Origin of the sequence: Paractinoplanes aksuensis (assembly GCF_024137025.1) — a bacterium.
GTDB lineage: Bacteria > Actinomycetota > Actinomycetes > Mycobacteriales > Micromonosporaceae > Actinoplanes > Actinoplanes aksuensis.
Genome location: NZ_JAMYJR010000073.1, coordinates 1 through 17,447, shown reverse-complemented (window position 1 = coordinate 17,447; position 17,447 = coordinate 1). Strand labels below are relative to the sequence as shown.

Below are 17,447 nucleotides of genomic sequence, written 5' to 3'. Positions count from 1 at the left end.
GGGGCATCACCGGTATTGGACCGCCCTGCGGCCGACGCCAGCCACGACCTGGACCTCGCCTCGCTCCCACGTGATCCACCAGATACGCCCTAAGGCTTGCGCCCGACGGCGGCCCAGATGTTGATGTCGGAGCGTTCCGGGATCTCGGCGCCCGGCTCGGGCCGCCACTCACTGGCCGGCACGACACCCGGCTCGACCAGCTCGAGGCCGTCGAACAGGGCGGTGAACTCTTCCTTGGAGCGGGTCCACACATCGGACTTGCCCTGGGCGATGAGCTGCTGATACAGCTTCTGCTGCTCGGGGGTGCCGAAGTCGGACGTGGCGTGCGTCGCCACCAGGTAGCTGCCCGAGGGCAGGGCGTCGAGCAGCTCGCGCACGATCGGCCGGGCCGCGCCGTCGCGGTGGATGAAGTGCAGCACGGCGATCAGCATCAGCCCCACGGGCTGGCCGAGGTCGAGCGTCTCGCGCAGCGTCGGGTGGCCGAGGATGTCGGCCGGGTGGTTCAGGTCGGCCTCGATGTAGGCCGTACGCCCCTCGGGGCTGCTGTTGAGCAGCGCGCGGGCGTGCACCATGACCAGCGGGTCGTTGTCGACGTAGACGATACGGGCGTCGGGCGTGACCCGCTGCGCCACCTCGTGCGTGTTGTCGGCCGTGGGCAGGCCCGTGCCGATGTCGAGGAACTGGCGGATGCCGGCCTCCTCGGCCAGGAAACGGGTCGCCCGCTGGAGCACGGCCCGGTTGGCCAGCGCTCCCAGCCGTACTTTGGGGAAGAGTCTCTGCAGCTCGTCGCCCGAGGCCCGGTCGGCGGCGAAGTTGTCCTTGCCACCGAGCCAGTAGTTGTAGCGCCGGGCGGGGTGGGGCACGGTCGGGTCCAGGCCCGCCGAGGCTGCGCTGGTGTGATCCACAGCGGAACAATAACTCCCGCTGCCCAGGACTGTCCCACCGGTCCACAATGGAAATATGGATGAACTCGACACCGGCGTGCCGCAAACGGCGCGAATCTGGAACTACTGGCTCGGCGGGACGGACAATTTCGCGGTGGATCGCCAGGTCGGCGACCAGATCCGCGAGGCCTTCCCCGACATCGTGGCCAATGCGAAAGCGTCAAGAGCATTTCTCGTACGGGCGGTCACCCATACGACGGAGGCGGCCGGCATCAGGCAATTTCTGGACGTCGGGGCCGGCCTGCCCGCGGCCGACAACACGCACGAGGTGGCGCAGCGGGTCGCCCCCGAGTCCCGGGTCGTGTACGTCGACAGCGATCCGCTCGTTCTCGCGCACGCTCAGCAACTGCTCACCGGTAACACCGAGTTCGTGCAGGCCGACGGTCGTGACACGGCGTGGGTGCTGAAGGCGGCCCCGCTCGACTTCACCCGCCCGGTCGCCCTGATCATGTCGGGCCTGCTCGGCCACGTGACCGACGACGACGCCGCGCGGGCCATGGTCGGCGCGTACCTCGACGCCCTCGCCCCCGGCAGCTATTTCATCGCGCTCGACGGGTCGCACAGCATCGAGCACGGCGAGGCCGAAAAGATCTGGAACGAACAGGCCAACCCGCCGTACGTGCTTCGCGGTCACGCCCAGTTCGCCCGCTTCTTCGACGGCCTGACCCTGATCGAACCCGGCGTCACCTCGGCCCCGCTGTGGCGCCCCGCAGTTCCCGACCCCCAGCCCCTCGACGTGGTCTGCGGAGTAGCGATCAAATAGGGCGGTGACTTCCTCCCGTACGGCGGTGATCACCGGCGGCCTGAGCGGTCTCGGCGCCGCCGCTGCCACCCGCCTGCGCGCCGACGGCGTCCAGGTCCACACGATCGACCTGGCCGACGACGCCGACGTGCGGGCCGACGTCTCCGACCCGGCCGAGGTCCGGAGCGCGGCCGAGGCCCTGGGCCCGGTCGACATCCTGATCAACTCGGCCGGCGTGGTCGGCCCGAACGCGCCCCTGTGGGAGATCGACCCCGCAGCCTGGGACAGGGTCTTCGCCATCAACGTGCGCGGCACGTTCAACATGTGCCGCGCATTCGTGCCCGGCATGCGCGACCGGGGTTGGGGCCGCATCGTCAACCTGGCCAGCATCGCCGGCAAGGACGGCAACCCCAACATGAGCCCGTACTCGGCCTCCAAGGCGGCGGTGATCGCCTTGACCAAGTCGCTGGGCAAGGAACTGGCCACCACCGGCGTCCTGGTCAACGCGATACGTACTAGGAGTTGAACGTGCCCGACCGCCCGGAAATCGTCTGCCTGTGCGGCTCCATCCGCTTCGCGGACGAGCTGAACGCAGCCAACCGCGACCTGACCCTCGCCGGCATCATCGTCCTGGCCCCCGCGATCTTCTCCGGCGCCGACGGGCAGACAGCGATGCTCTCCACCCTCCACCTACGCAAAATCGACCTGGCCGACCGAGTCCTGATCGTCAACCCCGGCGGCTACATCGGCGAGTCCACAAGCCGCGAGATCGCCTACGCCCGATCCACCGGCAAGCCGATCTCCTTCACCGACCCGGCCTGATCGGGCGGGCCTCCCGCGCGACCACTTGCCGGTGCGCTACAACTATGCAGTGCGTGAAGAGTTGACGGCCGGATCACCGACGTCCGGGGCACTCCCGGCCTCGCCCATTCTCCGGCGATTGGGGCTGTCTCCGCAGGCCCGGGGTAGCGCCACGGAGTGCACGTGCCCCGACCTGTTCGAGCTGGCCGACGGCAACTTCGCCGTCATCGGCACCGATCGCACCGACGAGCTGAGGCACCACCTTCCGGCGGATGCGGGTGTCGCTCAGTACGAGCGCATCGTTGTCGTCAGTCGAGAGACACTTGTGGCGGCCCGGAAAGACCTCCCCGTTTTGTGATCTTCGGCGGACGCTCGGCGCGATCCCTCGACAAGGTGTTTTCGGAGCAGGCCAGCACGCTTTGATATTCATTGAAGACCGTGTCGGCCACTCGGGCCAGGCTTTGTTCGTGGGTGCCCGAGACCAAGATGTTCTTTCTGGTCATGGCTGTGGCACTCCAGTATTCACGGATCTTCGGGCTGGCGAAAAGATGCCTTATGTTGCTGACCATCTCGTCCTCGGAATCGATGCCGATGGTGTACTGCAGCCATACGTTCTGCAGGAGCAGGTTGCTGTAGATGTGCTGCCGCCGGGTCCGTTCGCTTTCGCCGCCGTGACTAGGCAGCACGTCGGCCAGCGCCGGGTCGCCCAGGGCCATGTTCATGAGTTCCATGTGCAGGCCCCGGACGCCGACGTCAGCGGTTCGCCGCAGGGCCTTCTCCGCGTTCTCGAGGGCAAGGCGCTGGACGTGCAGATCGCGCGACTGTGTCAGATAGGTGATCACCAGGGCGGCCAGCGCCAACGCGGACAGGAGCGAGTTGATGGCCCCGAAGGCCTCGCCCGCGCTGCCCCACCGCGCCCAGAGGTCATCGTCGCCACCCCGGCTGACGGCCGCGGCCAGGCCGATGCCGGCCGGGACCATCAGCCCGCCGATCAGCAGCGTGAAGAACGCCCAGCGAACCCATGAAAAGGATCGCCCCGACTCGTCGCCTTTCATGGCCGGTCCTTCCCCGCGATGCCCCTTGCTCTGACGCCCCCGGCGATGAAAGAGCAGAATGCTCACGCTTTTGAGCAAGAGTTTGCGGCACGGAAGGAAGCCGACGCCAGGTTCGCGCATGAATGAAATGATGAATTGCTACCTGGCAGACGGCCAATTGGCAACCCGAAACATGGCTCGATAACGAGCCGGTACTCGTCGAAGAATACGGCCGATGCCGGAAGTTCGCAGCCTCAGGCCTCTCGATACCCCACCGGCTCGGTAGGGCTGGGTTGATGTTGTGGGCGCGCCGGTCGGCGCGCCCACAGATCGACTCATCGCGTTTGGTCCAAATTGCGAGCTAGAGGAATTGTTACCTTCGCGTGCGGATGTTTGTTCTTCAGGCCGCCTTCGCCGATGAGCGGCCGCGGAGGAAGGCTTCCAGGCCGGCCAGGTCGTCGGTGTTGATGTGGTCGACGTCGGCGGCTACCAGTTCTCGCCAGAGCGCGTCGCGGGCCGGGCCCGGAGTGTCAGGGGTGGCCCAGAAGCGGACGCGCTGGTGGTTGGTGTGGGCGTCGCGGATGAACTGGCGCAGCTTCGTGCGTTCGGCCGGGGGCATCGGGCCCACGCCCTGCCACGTGAACAGGTTGGTCCAGTTGTCGCTGATCAGCGGGATCAGCGACGCGCGGGTGCCCGAGTTCAGGTCGGCGGCGCGGCCGTCGTAGAACGCGTAGCGCACCCGCTGCCCGGCCATCAGGTCGCGCGGGCGGTCGCCGCTGACGACCACGGTCACGGCGTCGTTCAAGACCTTTCCCCACGCGTACGTCGTGAGGATGCTCTTGTACTGGCGGAGCACCCGGTCGAGTTCCGTATAGGTCGCGGGCCCGGTGTTCTTGATGTCCACCAGCAGTTGCAGCGAGACCGGACTGCCCCGGTACACGCGCCCGTGGTTGGCCCGCACCCGTTGCCGCAGCGGGTCCAGATAGAGGCTCTGCAGCGTGCGGCCCGGAACCACGTCCTCCGGGTCATGGCCGACGAGCAGTTCCCCGTCGACCAGGTAGATGTCGGCCTCGACGCTGGTGAATCCGTGCGCGAGGGCGTCGGCCAGCGGCCGTTCGTGCTCGTAGTCGTTGTGCGCGTGCGCCCGGGCCAGCGGCCGCACCCCGTGCCCGTGCGCCTGGGCCACGGCCGGCGTCATCACCAGGGCGGCCGACACCGCGGCGATAAGGGCCAGAATTCGGCGAGTCATGTCTCGTCTCCCGTCATTCATCGACGCACATGACTCTATGGGCTGACGGCGGCCCGCCCCGTGAACCGGCGATGAAGGCTTAGGCTCACGCGCATGGCGGCCAATTCACGGATCAAGCCGGTCGAGCGGGCGACGAAGCGGTCCTGGGACGAGTGGCTGGCGTTCATGGACGGGATCGGGGCCAAGGATCTCGACCACAAGCAGATCGCGCTCAAGGTCTACTACGAGCTCGAGGGCGCCGGCGTCGAGCCGCTCGGGTGGTGGACGCAGGCCGTCACCGTCGCCTACGAGCAGTTCATCGGGCGCCGCATCCCGGGGCAGCGGCCCGACGGCACGTTCCAGATGAGTGTCAGCAAGGCGACCGGGCTGGGCATGCAAGAGCTGATGGACGCGTGGACGGCGTTCGCCGCGCGGGACGCGTTCCTGACCGGGTTGATCGCCGGCGAGCCCAAGGTCAGCGGCACCGAGCGCCGCATCACGTGGCGGGCCAAGGCCACCGACGGGTCCTCGGTCGTCGTCACCAGCGAACCCAAGCCCAACGGCTCGGCCTCCGTCGTGGCCACCCAGATCGGCCTGCCCGGCCCCGGCGAGAACGACGAGGCCCGTGCGAACTGGACCGCCGCCGTCGCCCGCTTCCTGGCGCGGTGATCGGACCGGGCGCGGCACCTAACGGGCGATAGGCGTGCGACCAGGGATTGCGCCGGAGGGGCGGCGGGCGTTTGGTGGAGGGCGCTACCGACGGGGAGGTGCGAGCAGAGGGCTGGAATGTTGACGACTGCGATCGACCGGAATCTCGACACCGGGGTGACGACGGTGCGTCTGGACGGGGATCTGTCGCCGGCCAGCGTTTCCGATGTGGGGGCGGTGATCGGCAAGGCCGTGGCCGAGTGCCCGCCGGCCGTGATCGTCGACCTGGCCGGGCTGCGGCACGACGACGACCCGTTGCTGAGCGTGTTCGCCACGCTGACGCACGACGCGCAACTGCACTGGGGGGTGCCGCTGATGTTGTGCGACGCGGCTCCCGGCGTACGGGAAGGCCTTTCTGCCTTCAGGACCTACGTCGCACTGTACGAGGACCGGGAGCTGGCCTCGATGGCCGTGCACGCCAACGTCCCGCGCTGGGTGCGGCGCCATCTGCGGCCCGAGGTGCACAGTGCCGCCGCGGCCCGCAACGTGACCGGCGAGGCCTGCCTGACCTGGGGGCTCGAGGAGTTGCGGGGGCCGGCCCGGCTGGTCGCCAACGAGCTGACGGCCAACGCGGTCGTGCATTCCGGGGGCGAGTTCGACCTCACGCTCGTGCACACCGGGCGTTTCCTGCGCATCGCCGTGCAGGACGGCAGCACGGTCATGCCGCGCTGTCCCGAAGGTCCGCCGGCAACGAGCACCGTGATGCGGCCGGGCTCGGGGCGCGGGTTGCGCATCGTCGCCGCCTCGTCCACCCACTGGGGCGCCACGCCGCTGCCCGACGGCAAGATCGTGTGGGCGCTGATCCGCTCCGGCGGCCCGGCCTAGGTGCTTCGGCTCACGTTTCGTACGGGTGCTCTCTTGTGACATAGTTGTATCTACAACTAATGCGAGAGAGGGTGCCATGAGCATCGGCCTCTGTTATCCGGCCCGGCCGGGCGACACGATCGAGCGGGCTCGCGCGGCCGACGAGGTCGTGGCGTGAGCGCCCCCGTCGTTGCGTTCGCCGGATCGGACGATCCGTCGGCGCCGCTGGTCGTCCTGCTGCACGGCCGCGGTTCGCACGAACGCGAGATTCTCACCCTGAGTGGTCGGCTGCCGGCCGGTTTCGCGTACGCGGCGGTGCGCGCCCCGATCGCCGAGGGCGCCGGGTTCGCGTGGTTCCAGAACCGGGGCATCGGCCGGCCGGTCGCCTCGTCCCTGCGTACGGGAATGGACTGGTTCCGGGTCTGGCTCGACGGCGTGGCCCCTTCGGATCGCCCGGTTCACTTGATCGGCTTCAGCGGGGGAGCGGCGTTCGCGGGCGGTCTCGTGCTGGACGACCCCGCCCGCTATGCGGGGGCGGCCATTCTTTACGGCACGCTCCCGTTCGACGCCGGCGTCCCGGTCGAGCCCGGCCGGCTGACCGGCGTGCGGGTCGCGGTGGCGCAGGGTGAGCACGACACCGTCATTCCGCGTGAGCTGCTCGACCGTACGTGGCACTACCTGACCGAGGAGTCCGGTGCCGACACCTTGGCCCGACGCGACCCGGTAGGTCACGGCATCGCCGAGCCGGCTCTGGAATCGGTCGCGGGCTGGCTGCGCGAGTCGGTCAAATAGATCAGCGTCTTGCCGAGCGCGGTCCGGTTCTCGACCGCGGCGTGCGCGTCGGCGGCGCGTTCCAGCGGGAAGGTCTGCCCGATGACCGGGCGGATCCGTCCCGCCATCATGCGCTCGGCCCGGCCCGCCACGCGCGGCCCGAAGTTGAAGAGCTGCTCGATGCCGATCACCTCGACGTCCCGGCGGCCGCCCGTCGACGTAACCTCGCCACTGGACGCGCCGTGCACCGAAAATCGGCCGCCGGTCGCTGTGATCGCCAGCGCGGCCCGGCCGATCGGGCCGCCGACGCCGTCGAACACCACGGTCGGTCCGGCGCCGCCGGTCGCCTCGAGAACGCGGTCGGTCCAGTCCGGTTCTGAATAGTCGACCGCGTGGGCACCCAGCCGCCGGACCAGGTCGAGCTTGCGGTCGCCGCGGGCGGCTCCGATCACCCGAGCCCCGGCCGCACGGGCCAGTCGCACCAGCAGGGTGCCGACACAGCCGGCGGCCGCCTCGACCAACACCCGGTTACCGCGAGTGACTCGGGCCTGTTCGGTCAAACCCAGAGCAGTGCTGCCGTCGCTGCACAGAGCGATGGCGTCGGACAGCGTGAGGTCGTCCGGCACGGGGAGCAGATCGTCGACCCGGGCCGCCGCCCGCTCGGCGAAGCCGCCGGTCTCGCCCGTGCCGGCCACCACGCGGTGGCCCAGCCAGGCCGGGTTCTCGGCCGCGCTCACGGTTCCGGCGACCAGGCCGCCCGGCACGTACGGGAGTCGGGGCCGCTCGTGCCATCGGTCGGTGCCGCGCCGGATCTGCGTCTCGACGAACGTCAGGCTCGCGACCGCCACGTCGACGATCACCTCGCCCGGTCCGGCCACCGGTTCCGGCACGTCGCCGGGAACCAGCACCTCGGGACCTCCGAACCGGATCACCTGAACAGCGCGCATGCGAGAAGCGTGCAACTTCAAGGCCGGTTGAGGTCAACCGTCAGTCAGTTTGCACTGAGTGCAACGGTGCATTTAGTGTAACGACCGTGGTGAACGACCAACCCGACCGGCGGGCGGCGCTCAAGGCCCGGCACCGGCGGGCGATCCTGGACGCGGCCCGGTCGCTCATCGACGAGGGCGGCGCGGCCCGGTTCAGCGTCGACCAGCTGGCCGCGCGGGCCGACGTGTCGCGCCGGACGATCTTCAACCACTTCGCCTCGATCGACGACGTCGTCACCACAGCCTGCACCGAGATGCTCGCGGTGGTGATCGACAACTTCCGGGAGCTGGTCTCGGCCACCCCGATCGGCCCCGGCAGCCGTACGTCAATGTTCGAGGGCGTCGTCGCGGCGCTGCGGGCCACCGACGTGCCGAGCGTCATCGCGTTCTTCTGGCACGCGCTCGGCGGCTTCGGCGCCGACGACCCGCGGCCGCAGCAGATCTTCCAGGCCACCTTTTCCCGTACGACGGCCGACCTCGCCCGCGAACTGGCCGAGCGCAACGCCGACCGTGACCCCCTGGAAGCCGAACTGCTGGTCAGCTCGCTCATGCACGGCACCGAGGTGATCGCCCAGCACTGGCTGGCGGCCACCGGCGCCACCACCGACGAGGCGTCCCGCGCGCTCTGGCACGAGCTGCTCGACCGCCTGATCGACACCATCCGCACCGGATACCGAGAGACCTGAGGGCATGGCCGAGCTGCTGTACCGACTGGGACGCGCCTGCGCCCGTCGCGCCTGGACCGTCGTTGTCGCCTGGATCGTCGTGCTGGGCCTGTCCGTCGGGGCGTACCTCGCCTTCGGGGGCGTGCTGTCCTCGCAGGTCACCATCCCCGGCACGGCCACGGCCAAGGTCACCGACCAGCTGGCCGGCAAGTTCCCGAGCGCCGGCGGCGGCACCGGCTCGCTCGTCTTCCACACGGCCGACGGGTCGACGTTCACCGACGGGCAGCGCACGGCCATCGCCGCCCTGCTCGAGAGCACGGAGGGGCTCGACGGCGTCGCCGCCACCAACGACCCGTTCGCCCCGCAGCGGCAGCTCGCCGAGCAGACGGCGCAGGTCGAGGCGGGCGAGAAGCAGATCGCGGCCGCTCGTACGCAACCAGGTTCGGACGCGCAGCGGGCCCAGCTCGACGCCCGGGCCGCCCAGCTCGAGCTGTCGAAGCAGCTGCTGGCGATGTCGTCCGAGATCCGTACGGTGTCCCGCGACAACACCACGGCCATCGCACCCGTGATCTTCACGAAGGCGCAGCTCGACGTCACGCCCGAGACCAAGGAGGGCGTCGTCGAGCACGTCAGCGCGGGCGTGCCGGCCGGTGTCGAGGTCGACTTCTCCAACGAGATCACCCAGAGCGTCCCCGAGATCCTCGGCGTGGGCGAGGTCATCGGCGTGATCATCGCCGGGATCACGCTGATGGTCATGCTGGGCACATTGGTCGCGGCGTCGCTGCCCATCCTCAGCGCGCTGGCCGGGGTGGGCATCGGAGTCACGGCGTCCCTGGCACTGTCCGGTGTGGTGGACATGCTCTCGATCACGCCGGTACTGGGCGTGATGCTCGGGCTCGCGGTCGGCATCGACTACTGCCTGTTCATCCTCAACCGTCACCGCCGGCAACTTCTCGAGGGCGTCGAGCTGCACGAGTCGATCGGGCTGGCCAACGGCACGTCGGGCAACGCGGTCGTGTTCGCCGGATCCACGGTGCTGGTCGCGCTGCTCGCCCTCAACGTCACCGGAATCGGGTTCCTGGGCATGATGGGTACGGTCGGCGCCTTCTGCGTCGCCGTGGCGGTGATCATCGCCGTGACCCTGACCCCGGCGATGTTGTCGCTGCTCGGCCCGCGCATCGTCGGGCGTCGCACACTGAAAAAGCAGGCGGCGGCGACGCCGATGAGCACGAGGCGGGCGCTGCTCACCGTCGTCGCCGGGCTGGCCGCGCTGATCGTGATCGCCATTCCGGCGCTGTCGATGCGGCTGGGGCTGCCCGACGGCTCGTCCGAGGCGCAGGACTCGACCCAGTACCAGGCGTACAAGCTGATCGAGGAGAAGTTCGGGGCCGGGGTCAACGGGCCGTTGCTGGTGGTGGCCGACCTGCCCGCACCGATCACTGAGGACCGGCTGATTCCCGAGCAGGTCCGCGTGGGCACCACCCTGCTGGGCCAGAACGACGTCACCGCGGTCGCGCCGATCGGCCTGTCGTCCGACGGCACCCTGCTGGCGTTCCAGGTCGTTCCGGCCGAGGGCCCGACCAGCGCGTCGACGGAACAACTGGTGCGGGACCTGCGGGAGCTGTCTCTCGGGGTGGCCGGCAGCGCCAGCGGCAACATCGACATCTCGGAGCAGCTGTCGGACGCGCTGCCCGGCTATCTCGGCCTGGTCATCGGCCTGTCGCTGATCATCATGATCTTCGTCTTCCGCTCGATCCTGGTGCCGGTGACCGCGACGCTCGGCTTCATCCTGTCCCTGTTCGCCACGTTCGGCGGACTCACCGCGATCTTCCAGTGGGGCTGGCTCGGCGCGCTCTTCGGCGTGCACGACCCCGGCCCGGTGCTGAGCTTCCTGCCCACGATCCTGATCGGCATCCTGTTCGGCCTGGCCATGGACTACCAGCTCTTCCTGGTGTCAGGCATGCGCGAGGCGTACGCCCACGGCGCCTCCCCACGGCTGGCCGTGCGCCAGGGTCTACGGGCCGGCCGCACAGTCGTCATCGCAGCCGCCATCATCATGATCTCGGTATTCGGCGGTTTCATCTTCTCCAACTCCGCGATCATCCGCTCCCTGGGCTTCGGCCTGGCCTTCGGAGTACTGGCCGACGCCTTCCTCGTACGCATGCTGCTGATCCCAGCCGTGATGCACCTGCTGGGCCGCTCAGCCTGGTGGCTACCACGCCGGCTCGACCGCCTGCTCCCCAACGTGGACGTCGAGGGCGCCGCCCTGGAACGCAACCACCCGACCACCCCGGCCCCGGCCAACGACTCGGCACGAACCGCGGCCGGCTAGGGGCTGTTTCGCGGCGGGGGTGGGGCTGCGGCGAGGCCCGGATCCCGCTGGCGGCGTCCCGGCGAAAGCCCGGTTCCAACACCGGGAGCCGGACTGCCACGGGCCACCACCGGACGAAATTTGGACCGCGCCTCGCTCCCACCCCCCCCCGCCGCGAAACAGACCCCAGGGCTCTCCGCGCGGCTGACACCCCAGACCGCAGGTCAAGGGTGCGTGACCGCCGCGCTCAGGGACGGTCGCCGGCCGCGCGCCCCGCAGATCAAGGGCTGGGCAAAAGTGAATCGTGGCCCGCCGCCACCGTCGCAGGCAGGCCGGCAGCACCGAGCTGAATATCGAGGCCGCGCAGACGCACCGTCATGCCGACTTAAGTGCGTTTATCATGCTCGATGACGTCTATGAGCGGAGTGCCGATCAGCGCGAACAGTGACCGAATCGCGGCCGTGGCGCGGCTACGGAAGGAGCATTCCGAGGCGGCCTTCCCCAAGCGTCTGACGTACGACGACGTGGCCGGCGTCGAGATGGTCATGCTGGACGCCGACATCATGGGATGTGTCACCGGCTGGCAGGACAGCGACGGCAATCTCGAAGACTGGCGGTGGAACATTCTCGCCGCCCGTGAACATGATCTTGAGCGGGTGCTGCCCAAACTATCGGGACAGGAAGCCGCCTACTACCAGGAATTGCTCGACATGGCGGTGCTGATCCTGGGGTCGCCAGATGACCGCTCTCGAGGCTGAAGGGGCTTACTCAACTGCCGATGTGAGTGCGTTGAATCGAACAGGACGACATCCGCATCCCGATACGGCGAACCAATTTTGCGAGGCGGAACGGTAACGTGCAGCGCGGGAAGGCGGGCCCAGTTGAGTCGTGCTGGCACACCGTCCGGCCAGGCCGTCGCCGTCGCGAAGGAGGCGCCAACTCGGACCCTACTAGCAGCCATTCCCCTCGATTATAGATGTGGCTCTTGGTCGGCAAGGTGTATATTCAGCTCGTGCAGCTTTTGAGCCTAAGCGTCAGCAACATCGGGGGATTGTCCGACTTGAACCTCCAGATCCCGCAAGAACAGGTAATTGCCTTTGCGGGAGCGAACGGTACTGGAAAGTCGAAGCTCCTAGCGTCACTTTTAACACCTTGGACCAACTCCTTTCCGGCACCGAGGGATGCCACCAAGGAATCCAGAGTCGAAGTTCTTTTTGAATTCAATTCGCAGGAGCTGGATCAACTTCAGGAGTTTGGGCGCCAGCAGCAATGGGTAGCGGGAAGGCCACCTGAGCGGTCTACGGTAATCATAACAAGAACCTCCGCAGGAAGCCTATTGCGCGGACAAGACAGTGACTTCGCTGTCGTAAACCATTGCTTTCAGAATGCTGAGTTACTCAAAATTTGCCCCAGCCTGAATGTTGTATACCTACCGGCCGAAAGGCGCTTCCAGACGCCGTCAAACACTGCAGTCGATCTCGCGCAGCTTGCACCGGAAGTGGCAATCCAGAGACTTATTGATGCGCGAGCAAGTAGCGCTGGCCCGGGCCATCTGGATGATCAAGAATTTGAAAGCTATGCAAAGGCGCTCTGCGTAGCAGGCTTCCTGCCGTCGGAAAGCGCATCAATCTCCTATCAGGCCAAGTCGCAGTGGTCCAAATTTAAAGAATCTGTCGATTCTCTTTTGTTCCCCAAGCAGTTACTTCCTCTTACTGCAGAGAATCCCTCGTCGCTCCGCATTGGCTTGCCGGGTGGCGTGACTCATGATATCGGAAGCTTGTCGAGTGGCGAGCGCCAAGCCCTAATAATCATTAGCCGAGTATTTCGCGCTGGCGAGGGGCATAGCCTAGTTGCTATTGACGAACCGGATGCTTACCTCCACCCAACGCTTAGCTCCCGACTGATGCAGGCGCTTCGGCCAGGCTTAGAGCAGGGTGGGCGACTAGTCGTAGCCACTCACAGTCCATCAATCCTGGATGGGCTCCCCACGGCAGGAATCGTTCGACTCAGCCACGAGTCGCCGCCGACGGCCATTGAAAGCGAAGTTCAGCGGATAGATCTTTACCGAGAAGCCGGATTCCGTGCCAGCTCTCTCACGCAAGCTGAACTTCTCGTCTTGACTGAGGGAGATTTCGATGCAACAGTCCTGCCCCTTCTGATTCCGGAGTTGGCCTCCGCCAGCATTCAACCGAAAGGTGGTCGTGAGCAAACTATAAAAAGCCTTGGAGCATTAGCAGAGTATGACCTTCCCATCATCGGAATCGTAGACGCCGACGTATTAGCGGACGCAGTACCTGACGGGCTAAGCAGCATTTGCCACGTCTGGCAGGTGGCCGATATTGAAGCCGCATTGTTGAGTGATCCAGCTTTCCTTCAAGCTGCTGTAGACGGTAGACTCCTGCGTGCGCCGTTCGATTCAGTGGACTCGGCGCAGGCGAAGCTTCAAGAACTACTGCTTGGCATGAAAGATCAGGCTATCAGTGAGTATGCTCAGCGCCTCCTCCGAAGGAATACAAGGATTGTTTGGCCAAGCCCTCGGGGGGCGGGCGCGCTCAATAGATTGCGCCAAGTCTCCTCAGCGACTCAGCGCTTAACTGCGGAGGGGATTGACAGTGCAATCAGCGAAGCTGAAACGGTTTGGAACGGGCTGCTACCGGCGCCCTGGAGCCTGGTTCGAGGAAAATGGGTTCTAGGAAAGTTCGTTGCTGAGGCCACCGAGTTTAAATCGAAGGATGCTTTCATTAATGCAGTCGCCGTCAGGAAGCCGAGCTTAGTCGCGATCGGTGAGCTTGCCGCGATGGTCTACCGCGTTACTCGGCGGGCAAGCTGAGAGACCATATCTAGTAGGCTGGTGCTGCTTCAGTGAGGGCGTAACTCATTAGATGCCTGAGAGACTGTGATGGCGCGCGCTCTTCGGGCCGATCACATTCTGGGCGGTGGAATACGTACTCTTCTGCCGCGATCCGGGCGGGTGGATGCGTCCTCACCTGTCGCGGTCCGGGCGCGAGGGGACGTACCAGACCTTTGAGGCAGGGCATCAGCTCTCGTGCCGGCGCGGGTACGGTGATCGTCGTGTTCGATGCCCGTCGTGAGCGTGAGCTCGCGAAGGAGCGCGGTTACGATCTCATACGGCCGATCGATGAAGCCTACGCTTGCGGCGAGATTACCCAGTTCGAATGGCACCGGCGGGTCCAAGCTGTCATTGAGCCGGCCTACCTCTCGGCCACTACTGAACAGCAGGGCTCCGGGCACTCAGGCACGGAGCAGGAATGGCATGCGTCGCGCAGTCTGATCATGCACGCCGTCGACCGACCGGGAACCTTCCTCGACGTCGGATGCGCCAATGGGCTGCTGATGGCCTCGGTCGAGCGCTGGTCCCGTCACCGTAGCCTGGCTGTGGAGCCCTACGGAGTTGAGATTTCGCCTGCGTTGGCTGACCGGGCTCGAGCCCGCTACCCGCAGTGGCACGACCGGATCTGGACCGCCAACGCTGACGGCTGGTATCCGCCGATGCGCTTCGACTTCGTGCGCACCGGCTTGGAGTACGTGCCCCGTCAGCGCCGTGAGGGCTTTGTGCGCCACCTTTTCGACCATGTCGTCGCGCCAGATGGGCGCCTGATCATCGGTAAGACCAACGAGAACCGCGGAGAGTCGGAAGTCGCCGACGGCCTGCGTTCCTGGGGCTGGACAGAGATGCGGGAGGTGCGTCGAGCCCAAGCCCATCCGGACGTCGAGATGTCGGTGGTCTGGGTCAGCCAATCTCGACAACCCCCGCCTCCGGCGTGCGACGCGGCCGATTGACGCGAGCCGGTCGAAGGCGGGGCATCAGCTGCGCGTTCTCACCTTGGCGATGTCGTCGAGCCGCGCGGGCGGCACCATCTTTACCAGAACCGTTTTACGGCCTTCGATGCCTGCTTTGAGGAGGCGGTGTAGACCGTCGAGCACAGTGAGCCGGTTCGGTCGCACGAGTAGGTGCAGCGGGAAACGGGTGTCGGCCGCCAGTGTCCGGGCGTACTGATCGCGGAACCTCTCCGGGTCCTGCGCGACCTCCTTCGGGGTTAGAACGAACGGTCGGCCGTTGAGCGACCACATCGGCAGGTCCAGGTGCCACTCGAGCTCGGCTACCGACACCTGTGTCACGGGCAGGTGCAAGCTCCATAGCTTTTGCTGATCCCACACGAAGTCAAGGACAACGTCGTTCAGAACGGGCGGCATGATTTCCAGCAGCGGAAACGGCTGCCGCATAGACGCGCTCACCACACCGATACTGACAGACGCCGCCTTGGCGCACTCGCCCATCCAAACGGCGCATGATCACGTGAACTCATTTGCCGCGTATAAGGCGCGCACCGGGCTACCGGACTCGAACCGGCTCATACCTCGCGGTCGTCAGCACAGCAGTGCTGGTAACGGACTTTCCCATCCGCCTTTGCCCGGCGCGCCGCATCAGAGTAGTTGCCGGCCAGTGCCGATGCACGGGAGCTGTCGGGGCGTGCACTCTCATGCCGCTGCCCGCGGGCGCCGCTGTGGTCCGGCTAGCGCTGGGTCGCGGCCAGCGCTTCAAACTCCGCTCGTTCCGCGTCGGTCAGCTCGACGCCCAGGTGGGAGAGCTTCGTGCGCAAGGCCGCCATGGTGTCACCGGTTCTTCCCTGGTCGAGGTCGGTCTGAAACGCCGCTACGAGCCCGGCTGGCAGCCGGTCGACCAGACGGTCAACCAGATCCTTCATCCGGCGCACGAGTGCGGCGCGTTCAGCGATCCGGTCCGTGGTCGTAGCTTGCAGGTGATCGAAGTCGGGCAGTTCAGGATGAGGGCCGAGGCCGGCGCGTCGACGGACTGTGGCGAGCAGGTCCTCGACATCGGTGCGGGCCAAAGCGACGTGGTCGGGAGCCGCGAGCATGTCGGCGAAGGGGCGTTCGATACGTACCCGCAGCTTGTTACCGCCTCGCCGGGCGGTGATCCGGGCCGGATGCTCCACCACGAGGTCGTACCAGATCTCGAGGACGTCGTCGGGGGCCGCGGACCACCAGGAAAGCCACTGCGGCTCGCGGAACTCACCGAGCAGGACATGCAAGGCCGTGTGGTAGGTGTCGGGTACGGCGTCATCGGTCGCCCCGCCCACCACTTCGATTCGCGGCGTCGACTCCGGGGAGTTGGCGCCTTCGCCACGCACAGTCAGCCGGGGAAGGGTCACAACCTCGGTGACACGCGGCCCGTCGTCCGTGTCGATCTGCACTGTCGTGCTGCCGAGCCAGCGCAGCGTAGCCGCGGTCCGCCGGAACACGGTCTCGGCACCAGCGGTGACCATCTCGGCTGAACGGGCGACCGGCGTGTTGTCTGCGACACGCCGGATCTCCACGACGCCCCGGCCCAGACCGTCGTCGGTGATGGTAAAGGCCGTGCGGGCGGTATATCTGCGTCCCGGTGACGTTTTCGCTGGTCCGGTCCATCTGAATCGGAGGTCGTGGGCAACGACGTGAGCGCGGGCGGACTTGAACGCTTCGGGATCCCAGCCACGGGCCTGCGCCATCCGCAGCGCGGCGGCGTGCATCACGTCTAGCACCAGAGCCGCCCGGGCCGGCGCCGGCAGCGCCGCCACCCCGTCGGGCAGGCACACCCCAGCCATCTCGAACCCGTCGGTGGGTTCGGTGAACACGGTGACCTCGACCTCGGTGCGTCCAGGCTCATGGTCAAAACAGTGCAGCCGTAGCTGCGAGTCGCGCGCCTGAACCCGCGCGGCGCGGACACCCTCGCTATACAACTCGCCGATTCCTCGTGCACTGCGCACGAACGCGTCCTCGTCCGGCTCCGCGACCCACGGCGCATTCACAAAACCGGTCTGCGGCCAGAACTCGACCGTGCGCAACATCGCCACCCCGACAGCCAACCCCTCCGCAGACCAGTAGGTGCCACGATCGGTCCGACGCTGGGATCCGCTCGGCCGCTACGCGCTCCGCGACAGCGTGCGCACAGCCGCCGCGAAGCCCGCCCGCGTGGGCTGCCGGGCGGGTTGCAGATCAGCAGACGATCAAGACGTCCGGCCGGCCTTCCGCCGCTTTTCCTCAGCGTCGGCGATACCGTGCGCAACGGCCGTCCGGATCACCCGATACAGCACGGCCACACCAAGCAGCAAGACCAATACCCACCCAATGTCTCTCCCGTCCACGACACGAGACTAGATCGTCCCGGCCGTCGACAAGGCCGACCCGCAGTCAACCACCGTGCCGCGGCGACTCGTACGGCGCACCCATCCGACGAGCCTGCAGGACGCAGAACCTCGGAACACCCGTCGTACACGGCATCCGGACATGCCTTAGCCGATGAGAGGGGTACCCGATCTCCGCGGAAATTCCTTCAAATCCCGCAGGTGGCTGAAAGCGGCGAGTTCAGCCGGTCGTAGCATTTGATCTTGGTGGTTTGGTGGGACAGGATGCCCGCCGTGCGTTTGATGCTGA

Annotated in this window: 18 protein-coding genes; 12 read left to right on the top strand and 6 right to left on the bottom strand. The window is 66.9% G+C overall.

Annotated elements, in window-relative coordinates:
• Window positions 1–89: 89 nt before the first annotated feature.
• On the bottom strand, window positions 90–905 hold the full coding sequence (locus M1L60_RS46195; RefSeq protein ID WP_253243989.1) for an SAM-dependent methyltransferase: 816 nt from the start codon (window positions 903–905) through the stop codon (window positions 90–92).
• 55 nt (window positions 906–960) lie between these two features.
• Here M1L60_RS46195 and M1L60_RS46190 point away from each other — a divergent pair, with 55 nt between their 5' ends.
• The 3 genes from M1L60_RS46190 to M1L60_RS46180 are packed head-to-tail and all read left to right on the top strand — an operon-like array spanning window position 961 to window position 2,508.
• Window positions 961–1,707, top strand: a complete 747-nt coding sequence (locus M1L60_RS46190) for an SAM-dependent methyltransferase (protein WP_253243988.1) — start codon at window positions 961–963, stop codon at window positions 1,705–1,707.
• A 4-nt stretch (window positions 1,708–1,711) separates the two neighbouring features.
• Window positions 1,712–2,212 carry an SDR family NAD(P)-dependent oxidoreductase gene (locus M1L60_RS46185; protein ID WP_253243987.1) on the top strand — a complete coding sequence of 167 codons (501 nt, stop codon included), beginning with the start codon at window positions 1,712–1,714 and terminating at the stop codon, window positions 2,210–2,212.
• Window positions 2,213–2,214: 2 nt separating this feature from the next.
• Window positions 2,215–2,508, top strand: coding sequence for a hypothetical protein (locus tag M1L60_RS46180; RefSeq protein ID WP_253243986.1), 294 nt, complete (start codon window positions 2,215–2,217; stop codon window positions 2,506–2,508).
• Window positions 2,509–2,795: 287 nt separating this feature from the next.
• Here the strand turns inward: M1L60_RS46180 and M1L60_RS46175 are convergent, their stop codons facing one another.
• Together M1L60_RS46175 and M1L60_RS46170 are read right to left on the bottom strand one after the other, a co-directional pair.
• A complete protein-coding gene (locus M1L60_RS46175; RefSeq protein ID WP_253243985.1) occupies window positions 2,796–3,542 on the bottom strand; it encodes a DUF6082 family protein in 747 nt (248 codons plus the stop codon).
• Window positions 3,543–3,921: 379 nt separating this feature from the next.
• The gene (locus M1L60_RS46170) at window positions 3,922–4,770 is read right to left on the bottom strand and encodes a phosphatidylinositol-specific phospholipase C/glycerophosphodiester phosphodiesterase family protein (RefSeq protein WP_253243984.1); all 849 of its coding nucleotides are present in this window, start codon (window positions 4,768–4,770) and stop codon (window positions 3,922–3,924) included.
• A 93-nt stretch (window positions 4,771–4,863) separates the two neighbouring features.
• Here M1L60_RS46170 and M1L60_RS46165 point away from each other — a divergent pair, with 93 nt between their 5' ends.
• The 3 genes from M1L60_RS46165 to M1L60_RS46155 all read left to right on the top strand — a co-directional run bounded on the left by M1L60_RS46165 (window position 4,864) and on the right by M1L60_RS46155 (window position 7,053).
• Window positions 4,864–5,418, top strand: coding sequence for a hypothetical protein (locus M1L60_RS46165; RefSeq protein WP_253243983.1), 555 nt, complete (start codon window positions 4,864–4,866; stop codon window positions 5,416–5,418).
• 117 nt (window positions 5,419–5,535) lie between these two features.
• Window positions 5,536–6,282, top strand: coding sequence for a hypothetical protein (locus tag M1L60_RS46160; RefSeq protein WP_253243982.1), 747 nt, complete (start codon window positions 5,536–5,538; stop codon window positions 6,280–6,282).
• Between the two features lie 153 nt (window positions 6,283–6,435).
• Window positions 6,436–7,053, top strand: a complete 618-nt coding sequence (locus M1L60_RS46155) for an alpha/beta hydrolase (RefSeq protein ID WP_253243981.1) — start codon at window positions 6,436–6,438, stop codon at window positions 7,051–7,053.
• Here M1L60_RS46155 and M1L60_RS46150 read toward each other — a convergent pair.
• The gene (locus tag M1L60_RS46150; RefSeq protein WP_253243980.1) at window positions 6,990–7,979 is read right to left on the bottom strand and encodes a zinc-binding dehydrogenase; all 990 of its coding nucleotides are present in this window, start codon (window positions 7,977–7,979) and stop codon (window positions 6,990–6,992) included. The two genes, M1L60_RS46155 and M1L60_RS46150, sit on opposite strands and share 64 nt — an antisense overlap.
• 86 nt (window positions 7,980–8,065) lie before the next feature.
• Between M1L60_RS46150 and M1L60_RS46145 the strand changes: the two genes are divergently transcribed.
• The 6 genes from M1L60_RS46145 to M1L60_RS46120 all read left to right on the top strand — a co-directional run bounded on the left by M1L60_RS46145 (window position 8,066) and on the right by M1L60_RS46120 (window position 14,795).
• The gene (locus M1L60_RS46145) at window positions 8,066–8,704 is read left to right on the top strand and encodes a TetR/AcrR family transcriptional regulator (RefSeq protein ID WP_253243979.1); all 639 of its coding nucleotides are present in this window, start codon (window positions 8,066–8,068) and stop codon (window positions 8,702–8,704) included.
• Between the two features lie 4 nt (window positions 8,705–8,708).
• Entirely contained in the window at window positions 8,709–11,015 is a 2,307-nt protein-coding gene (locus M1L60_RS46140; RefSeq protein WP_253243978.1) for an MMPL family transporter, read from the top strand.
• A gap of 283 nt (window positions 11,016–11,298) precedes the next feature.
• Window positions 11,299–11,442, top strand: coding sequence for a hypothetical protein (locus M1L60_RS46135; protein ID WP_253243977.1), 144 nt, complete (start codon window positions 11,299–11,301; stop codon window positions 11,440–11,442).
• Window positions 11,411–11,752, top strand: coding sequence for a hypothetical protein (locus tag M1L60_RS46130; protein ID WP_253243976.1), 342 nt, complete (start codon window positions 11,411–11,413; stop codon window positions 11,750–11,752). Before M1L60_RS46135 ends, M1L60_RS46130 begins: the two co-directional genes overlap by 32 nt.
• Before the next feature lie 227 nt (window positions 11,753–11,979).
• Window positions 11,980–13,824, top strand: a complete 1,845-nt coding sequence (locus M1L60_RS46125; RefSeq protein ID WP_253243975.1) for an ATP-dependent nuclease — start codon at window positions 11,980–11,982, stop codon at window positions 13,822–13,824.
• A gap of 242 nt (window positions 13,825–14,066) precedes the next feature.
• A complete protein-coding gene (locus tag M1L60_RS46120; protein WP_253243974.1) occupies window positions 14,067–14,795 on the top strand; it encodes a class I SAM-dependent methyltransferase in 729 nt (242 codons plus the stop codon).
• 24 nt (window positions 14,796–14,819) lie between these two features.
• Here M1L60_RS46120 and M1L60_RS46115 read toward each other — a convergent pair whose 3' ends face one another.
• Complete coding sequence (locus M1L60_RS46115) at window positions 14,820–15,251, bottom strand: hypothetical protein (RefSeq protein ID WP_253243973.1); 432 nt, start codon at window positions 15,249–15,251, stop codon at window positions 14,820–14,822.
• A gap of 278 nt (window positions 15,252–15,529) precedes the next feature.
• Window positions 15,530–16,867 carry a hypothetical protein gene (locus tag M1L60_RS46110; protein WP_253243972.1) on the bottom strand — a complete coding sequence of 446 codons (1,338 nt, stop codon included), beginning with the start codon at window positions 16,865–16,867 and terminating at the stop codon, window positions 15,530–15,532.
• Between the last annotated feature and the right edge of the window lie 580 nt (window positions 16,868–17,447).